Here is a 13,767-nt window from a genome sequence, read left to right on the forward strand (position 1 = left end):
GGCTTGCCCTCCTACAGCGAGTTGATCAGGATCTGCAGCAGCCGGACGGCAGCCGCACCGAAGACGACGATGAACACGCCCAGCACGCCCCACAGCATCTGCCGTTGGTAGCGCGGGCCCTTCGACCAGAAGTCGACGAGGATGATCCGCAGTCCGTTGAATGCGTGGTAGAGCACGCAGAAGACCAGCGCGATCTCCATCAGACCGATGATCGGGGTCTTGTAGGTCTCGATGATCTCGGAGTACTTGTTGGGATCGACCCGGATGACGGCGGTGTCGAGCACGTGCACAAAGAGGAAGAAGAAGATCGTCACACCGGTGATGCGGTGGAGGACCCAGGACCACATGCCTGGATCGCCTCGGTATAGCGAAATCTTTCGCACCGGCGCTGGTGCTACTTCGGTGGGTGTGCTCATGGCGAAAAATGGCCTCCGCGTTTCTCGGGCTGGACCGCTCAACTTGTGGTCAAGCGACCGAGTGGGCTTGTGCGCGCTCGATCACTCCGACCCATAGCAACAGACTTTAAACCTAAGCTGAGTGCCATTGTTAACTGGCTTGAGACAGCTGCGGAGCAAAAGCGACAAACTAAGGATTGCCTTACCAATGGTTTGTTGCTATAAGCGGCGACGCGCGGTGTTCGATGTGATCGTCGGAAAGGGGTGTCGTGATATCGGCGACGGAATGGAAACTGTTGCACGACAAGGCAGTTGAGGCAATGCGCAACGCTTATGCGCCCTATTCGGACTTCCCGGTCGGGGCGGCGGCCGTAGTCGACGATGGACGTTTCGTCCGCGGATGCAATGTGGAAAATGTCTCATACGGACTCGGTGTCTGCGCTGAAGTGACACTCGCCGGAAATCTCGCGGTCACCGGCGGCGGACGGCTCGTCGCGGTGTCGGTTTGCGACTCTCGCGGCGAACCGCTCACCCCCTGCGGACGGTGCAGACAAATACTGCTCGAGCACGGCGGCGTCGAGCTTCTCGTTGCGACGGCGAACGGTCCGGTACGACTCGGCGACTTGCTACCCGACGCCTTCGGGCCCGACGATCTGGAACGTGGTCGCCGATGAGCGCGCTCGACGCCGTCTCGATCATCGTCGCCAAACGCGACGGCGCCGAACTGTCCGATGCGCAGATCGACCACATCGTCGCCGGATACACGTCGGGAGCCGTCGCCGAGGAACAGATGTCGGCGTTGTTGATGGCCATCGTCTGGCGCGGGATGTCCCGCCGCGAGATCGTCCGCTGGACCGACGCGATGATCGCGACCGGCACTCGCCTGGACTTCACCGGACTGCGCCGCGGTGACGCTGCGCTGCGCACCGTCGACAAACACTCGACGGGCGGCGTCGGTGACAAGATCACGCTGCCGCTCGGACCGCTCGTCGCGTCGTACGGGGTCGCGGTGCCGCAGTTGTCCGGCCGCGGTCTCGGCCACACCGGCGGAACCCTGGACAAACTCGAAGCGATCAGCGGGTGGCGGGCGGATCTGACGGTGGCGCAGATGACGCGCCAGCTCGCCGACGTCGGGGCGGTGGTGTGCGCCGCGGGCGCCGACCTGGCCCCCGCCGACCGCAAGATCTACGCGCTGCGCGATGTCACCGGGACAGTCGAATCGATTCCTCTGCTTGCCAGTTCCATCATGAGTAAGAAGATCGCCGAGGGCACCGCCGCGCTCGTCCTCGACGTCAAGACCGGGTCGGGAGCGTTCCTCAAGACCTTCGACGAATCGGCCGAGTTGGCGCGCACCATGGTCGAGCTCGGCACCGACGCCGGGGTCGCCACGACGGCGCTGATCACCGACATGAACACCCCGTTGGGGCGAACGGCGGGCAATGCCCTCGAGGTCGCCGAGACACTCGAGGTGCTCGACGGCGGCGGACCCGCCGACGTCGTCGACCTCACGCTGACGCTGGCGCACGAAATGCTGTGCCTCGCAGGCCTGCCCGACGTCGACCCGGCGTCGAATCTGCGTAACGGTCGGGCGATGGACTCCTGGCGGTCGATGGTCGCCGCGCAGGGCGGCGACCCCGCTGCGCCGCTCCCCACAGCGCGGCACACCGACGTGGTGGTCGCCGAGTCGACCGGAATTCTGACCGGGCTCGACGCCATGGCGGTCGGTCGGGCCGCGTGGTTGCTCGGCGCCGGGCGCACGACGCCGGGCGCGCCCGTGCAAGCTGAAGCCGGGGTGATCTGGCACGCGGGTCTGGGCGAGAGTGTGCGCGCGGGTCGGCCGCTGTTCACGCTGCATACCCAGACACCGGACCGATTCGACTCTGCGCGAGTGGCTTTGGCAGATGCGGTGGAGGTCGGCGAGCCGCGGCAGGTGACGGCCGCGGGCACGGTGCTCGCGCGCGTCGACTCGACCTAGCCCGACGCCCGGGGCGTGAAATAGTTCACCTTCGCGTCACGTGAGTGGGTGCGCGCGATCGTCCGGTCTGCCACCGTAGAGACCATGACCGTAGAGAACATGACTGTGCAGTCGCCGCTGGAATCGTCGAGTCTTCTCCTGGCACCGAAAGTCGTTCTGCACGACCACCTCGACGGCGGCCTGCGACCGCAGACCGTCATCGACCTGGCCGCCGACGTCGGCTATGCGAATCTGCCCTCGACCGACGTCGACGAACTCGGACGATGGTTCGCCGAGGCGGCCAACAGCGGATCACTGGAGACATACCTGGAGACCTTCGCGCATACCGTCGCGGTGATGCAGACGGTATCGGCGCTGCGTCGCGTCGCGCGCGAGTGCGTCGAGGACCTCGCCGCCGACGGAGTGGTGTATGCGGAGATCCGCTACGCGCCCGAATTGCATCTGGAACGCGGGTTGACGCTCGACGAAGTGGTGGAAGCGGTCCTCGCCGGATTCGCCGACGGCGAGGCCGATGCCGCGCACCGTGGACGGCCCATCGTCGTGCGCGCTCTGGTGACGGCGATGCGGCATGCCGCCCGATCACGGGAGATAGCCGAACTCGCGGTGCGCTACCGGCGGCAGGGCGTCGTCGGGTTCGACATCGCCGGTGCCGAAGCGGGATACCCGCCGTCACGGCACCTCGACGCCTTCGACTACATGCGAGCGAACAACGCGCGCTTCACAATTCATGCCGGTGAGGCCTTCGGGCTGCCGTCGATCCACGAGGCGATCAGCTTCTGCGGCGCCGACCGGTTAGGCCACGGCGTGCGCGTCATCGACGACATCACCCTGCCACCCGGCGCCCGACCCGACGATCTCTCGTTCGACGGTGCCGTGCTCGGTGACGTCGCAAACTACGTGCGGGACAAGCGGATTCCGCTCGAACTGTGCCCGAGTTCCAACGTGCAGACCGGCGCCGTCGCCGACCTGGCGTCGCATCCGTTCAACATCCTGGCCCGACTGCGCTTCCGCGTCACCGTCAACACCGACAACCGACTGATGTCCGACACCACGATGAGCACCGAGATGCAGCGCCTCGCAACGCAATTCGGGTACGGCTGGACCGATTTGCAGCGGTTCACGGTGAACGCGATGAAGTCGGCGTTCCTGCCCTTCGACGAGCGGCTGACCATCATCGACGACGTGATCAAGCCCGGCTACGCCGTGTTGCTGGGGTAGCTGCCCCTGGGCAGCGCCCCTCAGCCCTTCGTCGACAGCCGGTCCTCGAAGTCGTGCACGAGGGCACGGAACTGTTCGGCCTCGTTGTCGAACGGACCCGACGGCGCTAGTCGCTTGGGATCGGGATTGATCGCGTAGTCGATGAACCAGCCGAGCGGGCTGGTCGACGCAAAGGCCTCACCCACGGCGTCATCGCCGGCGTAATCGGCTGCGTCGGTGAGCAACTCGACAGCCAGCTCCAACTGATTGCCGTCGATGCGGCGCGGTCCGTCGAGGATGTCCTCGGCCAGGCCGGGCAGCACGTAGATGTTGTCGTCGGTGACGTCGAACTCCAGCGAGCCGTCGGTCGCGGCGACCTTGACGTCGTCGAAGGTCGAGACCCGCGCGAGGTCGTGCGAATCGGCGTTGGCGAGGAACCGCGACAGCCCACGCTCGGCGGCGAACACGTAGATGACGCCCTTGCTCCCGAGGAAGACCGGCTCGTCGCCGAGATAGCAGCGCAGCGAGAGGTATTCGCCGTCGCCGGTCACGATGCGAATCGGATCGATGCCGACGTTGGCCCAGAAATCGTCCTCGTCGATCTCGTCTTCGTCGTCCTCTTCGTCCTCCTCGTCGGTGTCGTCGGTGTCGTCCTCATCGGACTCGCCGTCGATGTCGTCGTCGGAGGGTTCGTCGTCTTCGGCGGGCACCGCGGCTTCGAGCTCTGCCTCGGCGACGGCCACGATGTCGGCTGGGACGGCGGGCGTCGAGGTGACCTCGTCGAGTGCGTCGATCACGTCATCCCAGTGCTTGGCGATGAGGCGGCCGATGCGGACCCAGAGGTCGAGGCCTTCGCGGCCGTCGAAGTTGCGGGTGCCGGTGGTCACGGCGCCCAGGATGGGATTGCCGTTGAAGAACTTCGTGATTACGGTCAGCTCGCACACTTCGCCCAGGATGCGCACGATCTCCAGCGCGTCCTCGAGCTCGGCGATGACCGACGGCTCGGGATCCTCGGCGGCGAGCTCGGGGACGCCGATGAGGTCGTAGGTGTGACGGTCGTCGGGAACCAACTCGTCGGCCTGCAATTCGACGACGGTCGGCCACGCCGGATGTTCGACGAGGTCGTTGTCGTCGTTGGAGCGAATGAACGCGACTAGCTCCGCGACGCCTGGGAAGACATAGAGGTCTTCGTCGAGGCCGAGGAACGCCTCCCACTCGTCGTCGCCCTCCCGCCAGCGTGGTGCCCACAGGGTGAACGAGTTGCCGTCGGTCAGTCCGAGTTCGATCGGGACGATGTCACCTGCCATGGGCACAAAGCCTAGTCAGCATTGCTGAGTGCCGCCGCATGACCCCTGCGTAGCGTTGCCGGTCCGGGGCGGCGGCCGTTGATTCGCGCTGCGCACGTGAGCCCGCGCGGGGATGTTCTCGACCCATCCGAATGATCCTCACCTCCGAAGTACCTAAGGTGAGGACTTGTGCCAGTGACGGAGCCACAGTGACGATCGAGGACGCGGGTGCGCTCCTGGGCGCCGTCGCCGACGGCGATCGGGCCGCGTTCGAGAGACTGTTCGACGACCTCGGGCCGCAGACCTACGGGCTGGCCGCTCGCGTCGTGGCGTCCGCGGCCCGCGCGGAGGAAGTGGTGCAGGAGACCTGGCTGCAGGTTTGGCGGACAGCGGATCGCTTCGACCCCGCCCGCGGCAGTGCGGCGTCGTGGATCCTGACCATGACCCGACGCCGGGCGATCGACGCGGTCCGGCATGATCAGGCGGCCGCCGCGCGGGACGTCAACTATCACGCGGCGCGGGCGCCCGATTTCGACCGGGTCAGCGAGGCGGTGGTCGACGCCGACGAATCGCGGCGCGTGCGAGGTTGCCTCGAGGGACTCTCACATGTGCAACGGGAGGCGATCGACCTCGCCTACTACGGCGGGCTGACTTATGCGGAGGTGGCTCGGTCACTGAGCGTCAATCCGGCAACGGTGAAGACCCGAATCCGCGACGGACTGCGACGCCTGGGCGCGTGTCTGGGAGGTGAATGAGAATGAGCGAGCGCCATGACGCGTTCGACGGCGTACCGGAGCTTTACGTGGTCGGTGGGCTACCCGATGCCGAGGTGCGGGCATTCGAACGGCACCTGTCGACCTGTGAATCGTGCTCCGCCGACGTGAGCCGACTGCGGGAAACCGTTGCGGCGCTGTCTGTTCCGAATTCGACGTTGCCAGCTGGGTTGCGGGACAAGGTGTTCGCATCGGTCGACGCCGAAATCGCGGGTACCGCGCAGGCGCCCGCCGCCGACGCCGCGGCGTCGAACCTCCCGGCGTCGAACGTTGTGGAGCTGCCGGATCGACGTCGACGTCCACCGGCCTGGTTGGCCGCGGCGTGTGCGGTCGTTCTGGGAATCGGTGCGGCGGTGCTGATCTGGCGTGCGGTGGCACCGTCGCCGCCGCCTGCGCCCGTCGCCGCGTCGCAGGTCGTGGCGTCGGTGATGGCCGCGCCGGACATGACGAAGTCAACGGGCACCCGCGACGGCGCGACGGTCGCGGCGATGTACGCGCCGTCGCAGCGGGCGACCGTGGTGGCGACCCTCGGGCTGCCCGCGGTTCCCGCCAACATGATGTATCAGGTCTGGATCACGGTGGGCGGCGAGACGAAGAGCGCGGGCATGGTGCCGGGCGGCCGACCGGACAAGACGATGGTGGTGATGACCGGCATGGGCCGACCGAGCGCGATCGGAGTGTCGATGGAGCCCGCGGCGGGGTCGTCGGCACCGACGTCGCCGATGCTCGTGGAGTTCCCCGTGCGCTGAGACAGCCGACCAATCCATGCCGCGCGCGGTAGCGAATGTCTGGTGAGGGCGCCGAACCGATTGGTCGGCGCGAGACATCGAAAGGCGTTGCAGATGGTCACTTTGGCCTTGTTGGGGCTGCTCAGCGGACTCATCACCGGTGTGTCTCCATGCGTGCTGCCGATGATTCCGATCGTCTTCGTCGCGGGTGGGACGGGCGACGCCGCGCCGACGTCGCAGCGCGCGACCTGGTTGCGTCCCGTATTGATCATCGTCGGGATCGTCATCAGTTTCGGCGGCATCGCGTTGCTCGGCACGCTGACCCTGTCGCTGCTCGGTCTGCCGACGGGCCTGCTGCGGTGGACGGGAATCGTACTGCTGGCCTTGATCGGGGTGAGTCTGATCGTGCCCCAGGTGGCGCATGTGCTGGAGAAGCCGTTCTCCCGATTGCCGTCGTGGACTCCGGGCCGCAGCGATTCGACGTTCGGGCCGCTACTGCTCGGCCTGGGGCTCGGGACGCTCTACGTGCCGTGCGCGGGACCGGTGCTGGCGGCGATCTCCGTCGCCGGGGCGACCGCCGACATCGGTTGGCAGACAGTGGTATTGACCATCTCGTTCGCCACCGGCGCAGCCATCCCGCTGGTCTTCTTCGCGCTCGCGGGGGCGTCGATGACGGCTCGACTCACCGCATATCGCAAGCGGCAGAGAGCATTTCGGGTCGCTGGTGGAGTGGTGCTGATCGTGATGGCGGTGGCGATCGCCGCGAATCTGCCTGCTGTGGTGCAGCGACTGGTGCCGAGCTACACCAACGGCGTCGAGCAGGCCATCGCCCGGCAGGACGCGGTGACCGGTGCGTTGCGCGCGGGTGGTGCGGGCGGCAGCCTCGACAAGTGTGTCGCCCATCCGGGAACGGTGGCCGATTGCGGTGCGGCACCGGAGTTTTCGGGCACCGGTCAGTGGTTCAACACCGCAGGCGGTGCGCCGCTGACGATGAACGGGCTGCGCGGCAAGGTGGTACTGATCGACTTCTGGACCTACTCATGCATCAACTGCCAGCGCGACGCGCCGTACGTGAAGAAGTGGTACGACGCCTACCATGCGGCCGGGTTGGTGGTGATCGGGGTGCACACACCCGAGTTCGCGTTCGAGCACGACGCGGGCAATGTCGCCAGCGCGGTCCGGGACGAGGGGATCCGGTATCCGGTGGTGCAGGACAACGACTTCGCGGTGTGGAATGCCTACCACAACCTGTACTGGCCGGCGAAGTACCTGATCGACGCGCGCGGCATGGTGCGGGCGACCGCGTTCGGCGAGGGTGACTACGCGAATACCGAGGCGAACCTGCGCTCCCTGCTGCGCGCCGCCGACCCGACGGTGTCGCTGCCCACGGCGGTGACCGGGGGAGTCGACGAGGTGACGTCGGGTCCGACGTCACCGGAGATGTATCTCGGCGCGGCCCGCGGCGCGACGTCGTATCAGGGCGGCGACGAACTGGCGGTCGGTACCGGGAAGGCGTTCACCCTCGACGCTGCGCAGCCGCAGGACAGTTTCAGTCTCGGTGGACGATTCGACGTCGCCGACGAATCGGTGACCGCCGGCGACGGGGCCCGGATCCGGGTGAATACGCGCGGGGCGAAGGTGTACTCGGTGCTCTCGGGCACCGGGGTGCTGCAGGTGCATACGCCCGGCATGCCGGACAAGACGATTCAGGTGTCCGGTACGCCGCGGCTATACCCGCTGGTCGACGGGTCGTCGGCGCAACGGGTCCTCGACATCGACGTGAGCAAAGGTATTTCGGTGTACACCTTCACCTTCGGGTGACGTGGGCGATCCTCACCTGATCGGACGCTCGGCGGCGGCGGTCGTGCCGCCGTCGCCTTCGGGGCCGACGCCGCGTCGGTGCGGCGTCGTCGACGCGTCGACCGTCCGATCTCCGCCGCGCCGTTTGGCGGTGTACATCGCGGTGTCGGCGTCGGTGCTCAGCCGGCGCAGGACGTCGAGCGGGTCTTCGGCTGCGACCTCGATGAAGGGCACCGCCGCGATGCCGACGCTCACCGTGATGGATACCGGCGATTGATCGTCGCGCACGGCGACGCGGATGCGGTCGGCGGTATGCCAGCGCCCCGGCGCAGCAGTGTGTGGGAGACGGAGCAGCGCGTTGAATTCGTCACCTCCGGTGCGTGCCACGTGTGCGGTCGGTCCGACGACGTCGATGATCTGGTCGGCGGTGCGCCGCAGCACGACGTCGCCGATGCGGTGGCCGTAGGTGTCGTTGATGGGTTTGAAGCCGTCGAGGTCGGCGCAGATGACCATCAGCCAGTCGGTCGACGCGGCGCCGTCGAACAGGTGTTGCCAGCGCGGCGCGAGTCCTCGCCGGTTCAGCAGATCGGTGAGCGGATCGAGTTCGGCGTCGATCGCGCGGATGCGGTAGATGTCGAAGACGATGTGCGACGCCAGCGGCAGCCCGGCCACCAGAAGCATGAGCCCGACCGCGACGTCGACCACCGTCGTCGGGGGAACCGGCATGTCCCTGAGGAGGTCCGCGGACATGACGACGATCGCCGCCACCGCGCCTGCACAATGCAGGGTCAGAGCTCGGGGTCCGTGGCGAAACCCGATCAGGAACCCGATGGGGCCGTACATGAACAGAACCAACAGCCCGATGAGGCCGTTGCTCATCTGCAGGGCAGCGACCAGAAGCGCGGTGTCGAGGACGGCGAGTCCGGCCAGCGACACGCGCTCGGTCGGCAGCCACCCGCAGAACGAGGCGATCGCCGACGCCGCGAGAATGCAGCTGGTGACCGTGATGATGCCCCGCCCGGCGTCGGAGGCCGGCCCGTCACGTGTGAACAGCGCCGCAGCCCACATCGCCGAATAGATCGACAGCAAGATGCCGAACACGACGGTGTAGAGCCGCTTGCTCGCGTGTTCGCCGAGGACGTAGTCGAGACGATGCAGATGGGAGTCCGACCGCCACCACGATGCCAGTATCTTGCGCAACGTGCCTCTACCGCGGACCGAACTGTCGATCGCCGGCATCGCCGAGGCCGGGCACGATGTAGTTCGCGTCGTCGAGGCGTTCATCGATCGTGGTGATCACCAACCGCACCGGAAGGCCCGAGTTCTCCAACGCGGCGACGCCGGGCGGCGCGCCGACGACGCATACCGCGGTGATGTCGGTGGCGCCGCGGTCGGCGAGAAGGTTGAGCGTGTACAACATGGATCCGCCGGTCGCGAGCATTGGGTCGAGGACGAATACCGGTTGATCCGATAGATCCGCGGGCAGCGAGGCCAGGTACGGAACCGGCTGGGCGGTGGCTTCGTCGCGGGCGATGCCCACGAACCCGACCTGCGCCTCGGGAACCATCGCGTGCGCCTGATCCACCATCCCGAGCCCCGCGCGCAGCACCGGAACCAACAGCGGTGGCCGATGCAGGCGAACGCCGGTGTGCGCGGCCAACGGCGTCTCGATGGCGTGGTCGTCGGTGGGCCATCCGCGCAACGCCTCATAGATGAGCATTTGGGTCAGATCGTCGAGCGCACCGCGGAAGGCGGCATTGTCGGTGCGTTTGTCGCGCATGGTCGTCAACCTCGCGAGGGCCAGCGGATGGTCGACGGTCGTGATCTGCATGCGTCAAGTATGTCGCTGTCCCGCGCGGACGACGCGCCGAGTCCCGCGATTTGCGACCCGCGAAAACTCGATGGAACCGAATGTGGCGCCGGTGCGTCCAATTCCCATGGCACTTCACACCGATTCCACCGCACTCACCCAGTTCGCTCGCGGACAGCAACTCGCCGCGGCCCGAGTCTCCGGCGCCGCCGGTTCCGCCCGCTCCGACGTCGCCTCGCTGGCATCGACTTTCGGCCTGATCGGCGCGGACTTCCTCGCCGCGCTCGCCTACGTCGTCGACAATCAGGCGCAGCGTTTCGACGCCGCCGCGTCCCGCCACCAATCGTTGTCGACCACCACGTCCGACGCCGACCGGCGCTACACGTCGACCGATGACACCGCCAAGCGCTCGTTGGAGGTACAGGTCTGATGCTCACCGCAGATGTTCTGATCATGCCGCTGAAGATCCTCGCCACGGCGCTGGGTACCGGGGTGCTGCCCGCGGATAGTCCGGTTACCCGGCTCACCGCGAGCGCCGCCGTCGTCGACGATGCCCGCGCGCAATCGGCGAGTGCCGCCAAAACTGTTGCGACCCAATGGAAAGGGCGCGGAGGCGAGGCGGTTCAAGCATCGGCGACGGCGGCGCATCGCAAATCGAGTGTTCTAACCGGCGACGCCACTACGATTGCCGCCACCGTCGAGTCGGCGTCGGGCAAGGTGAAGTCGGCCGCCGATGACGTCAACGCGTTGATCGATTCGTTCGGGCGATCCGCCGCGGCGCTGGGACCGTCGCTGTTCACCGTGGCCGGATTGGCGACGCTGATGCCGGTCGCCGCCGACCACATAAGTCGGGGTCTGGCCGTGGTCACTCGTGCCCAGGGCGCGTTGCGCACCGACACCGCGACCCTGCTCAAGTCGGTGCGCCACGACGCCCCGGCGTCGACGACGCTCGACAAGACGGCGTCGGTCACCGCGACGCTCGACAAGGCGAACGTCGACGGCAAGGGGGTGGCGGTCACCCTCCCCGATGGTTCCACCGCCTATGCGCCGAATGAGCGGGCCGCCAAAGCGGTTCGCGCGGCGTTGAGTCAGCGCGGTGTGCCGTACGTCTGGGGCGGCACGACGCCCGCCGGATTCGATTGCAGCGGGTTCACCCAGTGGGCGTACAAACAGGCGGGACTCGACCTTCCGCGCCTGGCACAAGACCAGGACACGGCGGGCGTGCAGGTGTCGCAGGCGCAATTGATGCCGGGCGATCTCGCCGTGTGGGACGGGCATGTGGCGATGTATATCGGGAACAATCAGATGGTGGAGGCAGGAGACCCGGTGCAAGTATCACCGGTCCGCACCACGAATCTGGATCAAGGTTTCCAGGGCTTCTATCGGCCGCGATGAGGCGAGTTGGCATGGACGGCGAAGCGGTGGGGCCTATGATGTGGACATGCAATGCCGTGGACGTCGCCGCCGTTGGGGACGGTCTCGTGGGTGAGGCGATCGAGTCGCCGCGATCCCGATTGTCGTATACCGCGATCGGCGAATACGCGCAGCGGATCGCCGACGAACACGATGTGTGCGATCCCGATACCGGGTACGTAGACGTGCATTCACTGCTCACCAAGCTCGGCGGGCAGATCGAGATCGACAACGGCGAGGAGTCGCTGACCATCAACGGGATAGGCGACTTCATCGTTCACATTCCGGCACATACCACCCGACGCCGTGACCGGTTCACCATCGCCCATGAACTCGGCCACTATTTTCTCCACTTCCGCGCTCCCGACGAATACCTCGCCGGCGATCGATTGCTGCGGGCGACACGAATGGGACGCAATGTGGGGGAGACGCAGGCGAATGTGTTCGCGTCGAATCTGCTGATGCCGGCGCGAGCATTCACCGACGCATTGTCGCAGACGGGTTCGATCCGCGATGTCGCGCGGATCTTCGACGTATCCGTACCCGCCGCCAGAGTTCGGGCCGACTATCTCGGTTTGAGCAGCGAGTAGCGGCGGCGTGATCGAGACGAACCGGGACGGATCGGTTCTATTCCTCTCTTGTGATCTGCAGAATTCGACGCAGTTCAAGCAGTCCTCGGCAGCTGCCGCACATCAGGAGTGGGTTCCGACGTTTCTGGCATTCTATAACGAGTTTCCCGCAGCACTCGGCGAGATAATCGCCGATCGATTTCCCTATCTGACCGGGCAGCTCACGTTGTGGAAAGCCGTCGGCGACGAGTTGATCTTCACCTGCCGGCTCATCGCCGAGTCCCAGTGCTGCGACGCGATCGATGCGTGGGTGGCGGCCATGGACAGGTTCGAATCGAATGTGCTGCAAAAGACGCCGATGACATTGAAGGGCGGCGCATTCCTCGCGACGGTGCCGTTCCCGGACCGACAGGTGGCGATCCCGCGTCGGGACGTCGAGACCGGATCGGAGCTCGACGCCGAGAAACTCAATGAGAGCATCCTCGCCCGCGACGTCGATCCGGCTGACTATCTGCTGGACTATGTCGGGCCCAGTATCGACACCGGATTCCGGATTCTCAAGTTCGCGGCCCATCGATACTTCGTGATGACAGTCGACGTCGCACATCTGGTGTTCGCGCATTCGGTCGCGTCGGATATTCCGCGCGACGCGTATTTCCTGGGAACGCATCGATTGAAGGGGGTTTGGGAAGGGCGTCCCTATCCGGTATTCGCGCTTGCGCGCGAACTGGGTGACATACCCAGCCAGGCTCTGGCCTTGGCGTTGGGTGCCTCGGACCTGGTCGACGACGAGTATCCGTCCTGCCCTGCGACCAATGCGGTGGACGCGCTGGTCGCCTACCGTCATTCGCCGAGCTGGCCCGGCGTCGTTCACCTCGATGCCGCCCGGGACGACGAGTTCGCCGCCGATCCCCGCGTGGTGGCACAGCGCATACACCTCAACAGGCTGCAGGACGATTCCGAGAAGCCGCTGGTCACCGGCGACGCCGGCGAAGGCGACATCGATCGGCTGCCGCTGACGTGAGGAACCGTCGGTCACTCACCCCGACGTCGCCGACCATCGCCGGTCGATGCGCCGCACGACGACGTCGTGGTCGAAGCATTTGCTGATCGTGTCGGTGGTCAGCGCGTCGTCGACGGGACCCGACGCGACGGTCTCGCCGTCGGCGAGCAACAGGGCGTGGGTCGTCGACGCGGGCAGATCCTCGAGGTGATGGGTGACCAGGACGGTCGCGAGTTCGTCTTGTTGGCGTCGCAGCAGGTCGATGCTCGCCAGCAGTCGTTCGCGGGCGGCGAGGTCGAGGCCGGTGGCCGGTTCGTCGAGCAGCAGCAGTTTGGGTTGCGGCAATAGGGCTCGGGCGATGAGAGTCCGTCCGCGTTCACCCTGACTCATGAACGGCCACAACGCTTCTCGTCGTGCCGACATTCCCAGCAGGTCGAGCAATTCATCGGCGCGGGCATGTTCGGCGGGGGAGTATTCGTGCCGGCGATCCAGCTCGGGCGTGTTGGTCAGACCGGTCAGCACGACGTCGTGCGCCGAGATCGGGACGTCGATGCGCCACCGCGGATCGACGTGGCCGATGTGCGTGCGCAACTCTCGCATGTCGACGCGGCCGAGTCGATTGCCCAGCACCTCGACGTATCCGTGCGTCGGATGCGACCGTGCGCCGAGGATCGCCATCAACGTCGACTTGCCCGCACCGTTGGGGCCGAGCAGTGCCCAATGCTCTCCAGCCTGTACCGACATGCTGACGCCGCGCAGCAGGAAACGTTTGGATCGCACGACGTCGACGTCGACGGCATTGAGGAGAAGGGCCACCC

At 66.4% G+C, this 13,767-nt stretch carries 15 protein-coding genes; 10 read left to right on the forward strand and 5 right to left on the reverse strand.

Going from position 1 to position 13,767, the window contains the following annotated elements:
• Nucleotides 1-11: 11 nt before the first annotated feature.
• Nucleotides 12-416, reverse strand: coding sequence for a succinate dehydrogenase, cytochrome b556 subunit (sdhC, locus tag HH308_RS07410; RefSeq protein ID WP_170193550.1), 405 nt, complete (start codon nucleotides 414-416; stop codon nucleotides 12-14).
• 251 nt (nucleotides 417-667) lie between these two features.
• Between sdhC and HH308_RS07415 the strand changes: the two genes are divergently transcribed.
• The 3 genes from HH308_RS07415 (at nucleotide 668) to HH308_RS07425 (ending at nucleotide 3,588) form a co-directional block, all read left to right on the forward strand.
• A complete protein-coding gene (locus HH308_RS07415; protein WP_312870467.1) occupies nucleotides 668-1,069 on the forward strand; it encodes a cytidine deaminase in 402 nt (133 codons plus the stop codon).
• Nucleotides 1,066-2,370, forward strand: a complete 1,305-nt coding sequence (locus tag HH308_RS07420; protein WP_170193552.1) for a thymidine phosphorylase — start codon at nucleotides 1,066-1,068, stop codon at nucleotides 2,368-2,370. The genes HH308_RS07415 and HH308_RS07420 overlap by 4 nt, the downstream gene beginning before the upstream one ends.
• Before the next feature lie 84 nt (nucleotides 2,371-2,454).
• On the forward strand, nucleotides 2,455-3,588 hold the full coding sequence (locus HH308_RS07425; RefSeq protein ID WP_170193553.1) for an adenosine deaminase: 1,134 nt from the start codon (nucleotides 2,455-2,457) through the stop codon (nucleotides 3,586-3,588).
• 20 nt (nucleotides 3,589-3,608) lie between these two features.
• Here the strand turns inward: HH308_RS07425 and HH308_RS07430 are convergent, their stop codons facing one another.
• Nucleotides 3,609-4,874, reverse strand: a complete 1,266-nt coding sequence (locus tag HH308_RS07430) for a SatS C-terminal domain-containing protein (protein ID WP_170193554.1) — start codon at nucleotides 4,872-4,874, stop codon at nucleotides 3,609-3,611.
• Nucleotides 4,875-5,062: 188 nt separating this feature from the next.
• On the opposite strand from HH308_RS07430, the gene sigK reads away from it, so the two are divergent.
• The 3 genes from sigK (at nucleotide 5,063) to HH308_RS07445 (ending at nucleotide 8,175) form a co-directional block, all read left to right on the forward strand.
• On the forward strand, nucleotides 5,063-5,608 hold the full coding sequence (sigK, locus tag HH308_RS07435) for an ECF RNA polymerase sigma factor SigK (protein ID WP_312870451.1): 546 nt from the start codon (nucleotides 5,063-5,065) through the stop codon (nucleotides 5,606-5,608).
• Between the two features lie 2 nt (nucleotides 5,609-5,610).
• Nucleotides 5,611-6,375: an anti-sigma factor gene (locus HH308_RS07440; protein WP_170193556.1), complete on the forward strand. Its 765-nt coding sequence runs from the start codon at nucleotides 5,611-5,613 to the stop codon at nucleotides 6,373-6,375.
• A gap of 93 nt (nucleotides 6,376-6,468) precedes the next feature.
• Nucleotides 6,469-8,175 (forward strand): cytochrome c biogenesis protein DipZ, encoded by a 1,707-nt coding sequence (locus tag HH308_RS07445; RefSeq protein WP_170193557.1) that lies wholly within the window; start codon nucleotides 6,469-6,471, stop codon nucleotides 8,173-8,175.
• A 12-nt stretch (nucleotides 8,176-8,187) separates the two neighbouring features.
• On the opposite strand, the gene HH308_RS07450 is transcribed toward HH308_RS07445, so the two are convergent.
• Nucleotides 8,188-9,354: a GGDEF domain-containing protein gene (locus HH308_RS07450; RefSeq protein ID WP_170193558.1), complete on the reverse strand. Its 1,167-nt coding sequence runs from the start codon at nucleotides 9,352-9,354 to the stop codon at nucleotides 8,188-8,190.
• 7 nt (nucleotides 9,355-9,361) lie between these two features.
• Nucleotides 9,362-9,985 (reverse strand): uracil phosphoribosyltransferase, encoded by a 624-nt coding sequence (gene upp, locus HH308_RS07455; RefSeq protein ID WP_170193559.1) that lies wholly within the window; start codon nucleotides 9,983-9,985, stop codon nucleotides 9,362-9,364.
• A 106-nt stretch (nucleotides 9,986-10,091) separates the two neighbouring features.
• Between upp and HH308_RS07460 the strand changes: the two genes are divergently transcribed.
• Genes HH308_RS07460 through HH308_RS07475 form a run of 4 tightly spaced genes read left to right on the forward strand, consistent with a single transcriptional unit; the run spans nucleotide 10,092 to nucleotide 12,970 of the window.
• Nucleotides 10,092-10,394, forward strand: coding sequence for a type VII secretion target (locus HH308_RS07460; protein ID WP_170193560.1), 303 nt, complete (start codon nucleotides 10,092-10,094; stop codon nucleotides 10,392-10,394).
• Nucleotides 10,394-11,359 carry a C40 family peptidase gene (locus HH308_RS07465; protein WP_170193561.1) on the forward strand — a complete coding sequence of 322 codons (966 nt, stop codon included), beginning with the start codon at nucleotides 10,394-10,396 and terminating at the stop codon, nucleotides 11,357-11,359. Before HH308_RS07460 ends, HH308_RS07465 begins: the two co-directional genes overlap by 1 nt.
• A 35-nt stretch (nucleotides 11,360-11,394) precedes the next feature.
• On the forward strand, nucleotides 11,395-11,967 hold the full coding sequence (locus HH308_RS07470) for an ImmA/IrrE family metallo-endopeptidase (RefSeq protein ID WP_246284354.1): 573 nt from the start codon (nucleotides 11,395-11,397) through the stop codon (nucleotides 11,965-11,967).
• 7 nt (nucleotides 11,968-11,974) lie between these two features.
• Nucleotides 11,975-12,970 carry a hypothetical protein gene (locus HH308_RS07475; RefSeq protein WP_170193562.1) on the forward strand — a complete coding sequence of 332 codons (996 nt, stop codon included), beginning with the start codon at nucleotides 11,975-11,977 and terminating at the stop codon, nucleotides 12,968-12,970.
• 15 nt (nucleotides 12,971-12,985) lie between these two features.
• Here HH308_RS07475 and HH308_RS07480 read toward each other — a convergent pair whose 3' ends face one another.
• The gene (locus tag HH308_RS07480; RefSeq protein WP_170193563.1) at nucleotides 12,986-13,765 is read right to left on the reverse strand and encodes an ABC transporter ATP-binding protein; all 780 of its coding nucleotides are present in this window, start codon (nucleotides 13,763-13,765) and stop codon (nucleotides 12,986-12,988) included.
• Nucleotides 13,766-13,767 lie beyond the last annotated feature (2 nt).

It is taken from the genome of Gordonia asplenii (genome assembly GCF_012933505.1).
Classification (GTDB): domain Bacteria; phylum Actinomycetota; class Actinomycetes; order Mycobacteriales; family Mycobacteriaceae; genus Gordonia; species Gordonia asplenii.

What these genes read in the sequence shown, in the direction of transcription:
- upp (WP_170193559.1), bottom strand. Translation starts at nt 9,985, where the DNA reads ATGCAGATCACGACCGTCGACCATCCGCTGGCCCTCGCGAGGTTGACG.
- HH308_RS07470 (WP_246284354.1), top strand. Translation starts at nt 11,395, where the DNA reads ATGATGTGGACATGCAATGCCGTGGACGTCGCCGCCGTTGGGGACGGT.
- HH308_RS07425 (WP_170193553.1), top strand. Translation starts at nt 2,455, where the DNA reads ATGACCGTAGAGAACATGACTGTGCAGTCGCCGCTGGAATCGTCGAGT.
- HH308_RS07440 (WP_170193556.1), top strand. Translation starts at nt 5,611, where the DNA reads ATGAGCGAGCGCCATGACGCGTTCGACGGCGTACCGGAGCTTTACGTG.
- HH308_RS07420 (WP_170193552.1), top strand. Translation starts at nt 1,066, where the DNA reads ATGAGCGCGCTCGACGCCGTCTCGATCATCGTCGCCAAACGCGACGGC.
- HH308_RS07430 (WP_170193554.1), bottom strand. Translation starts at nt 4,874, where the DNA reads ATGGCAGGTGACATCGTCCCGATCGAACTCGGACTGACCGACGGCAAC.
- sdhC (WP_170193550.1), bottom strand. Translation starts at nt 416, where the DNA reads ATGAGCACACCCACCGAAGTAGCACCAGCGCCGGTGCGAAAGATTTCG.
- HH308_RS07460 (WP_170193560.1), top strand. Translation starts at nt 10,092, where the DNA reads ATGGCACTTCACACCGATTCCACCGCACTCACCCAGTTCGCTCGCGGA.
- HH308_RS07445 (WP_170193557.1), top strand. Translation starts at nt 6,469, where the DNA reads ATGGTCACTTTGGCCTTGTTGGGGCTGCTCAGCGGACTCATCACCGGT.
- HH308_RS07465 (WP_170193561.1), top strand. Translation starts at nt 10,394, where the DNA reads ATGCTCACCGCAGATGTTCTGATCATGCCGCTGAAGATCCTCGCCACG.